Below are 777 nucleotides of genomic sequence, written 5' to 3'. Positions count from 1 at the left end.
TGCATCGTGAGTTGTCTTTTTACTTCAAGTGATCATCTTCAGTCAACGAAGTTAGTACTTTTCTCATCGATTCTCCTTTTAAGTTAAGTTTGTGAGCGTTATGCAGTAGCCGGTCTAATATGGCGTCAGCCAAGGTCGGATCGTCGATAAATTTATGCCACTTCGTCATCGGTAATTGGCTAGTCACTATGGTCGATTTACTGTTGTGGCGATCTTCCATAATTTCGAGTAGATCATTTTTTTGAGGCTGTGTTAAAGCCTCCAAGCCCCAGTCATCGATAATTAGAACATCAGCCTTGGCTATTTGGTTTAAGAGTCTTAGGTAGCTACCATCGCCGTGTGAGATGGTCAGCTGCTCGAACAACCGCGAGGCTCTGAAGTATCGTACTTGATAACCGTGCAGACAGGCATGATGTCCTAATGCACAAGCAAGATAGGTTTTTCCGCAGCCTGTTGGTCCCGTCATTACCAGATTTTGCCCTTTGCTTATCCAGGTATTGCTTTGCAAGCCCGCGACTGTACTTTGCTTTAAGCCACGTGGGTGGCTGTAGTCGATATCTTCCATTCTAGCGGTGACCTTGAAGCGAGCAGCCTTGAGCAATCGTTGTAAGCGTTTGTCGTGCCGGTAAGTCACTTCTTGTTGTACTGCTAGGTTAATTCGTTCGGCGAAGCTAAGCTCTTCATAGGTATTGGGTTGATTAAACTGCATCTCTAGTGCTTCGGCTAAACCGGTTAACTTGAGCTGTCGAAGTTGCTGTAAGCTTTGTGTTTCTAACA

Annotated in this window: 1 protein-coding gene; it reads right to left on the bottom strand. The window is 45.2% G+C overall.

The genetic code is table 11. From position 1 onward, the window contains the following. Positions 1-19 precede the first annotated feature (19 nt). Positions 20-777, bottom strand: a 758-nt coding sequence (gene istB, locus A3756_RS16820) for an IS21-like element helper ATPase IstB (protein WP_068554022.1), incomplete at its 5' end; no start/stop codon positions are given.

This window comes from Oleiphilus sp. HI0086, assembly GCF_001635225.1.
This window is presented reverse-complemented; position numbering and strand designations above follow the sequence as displayed.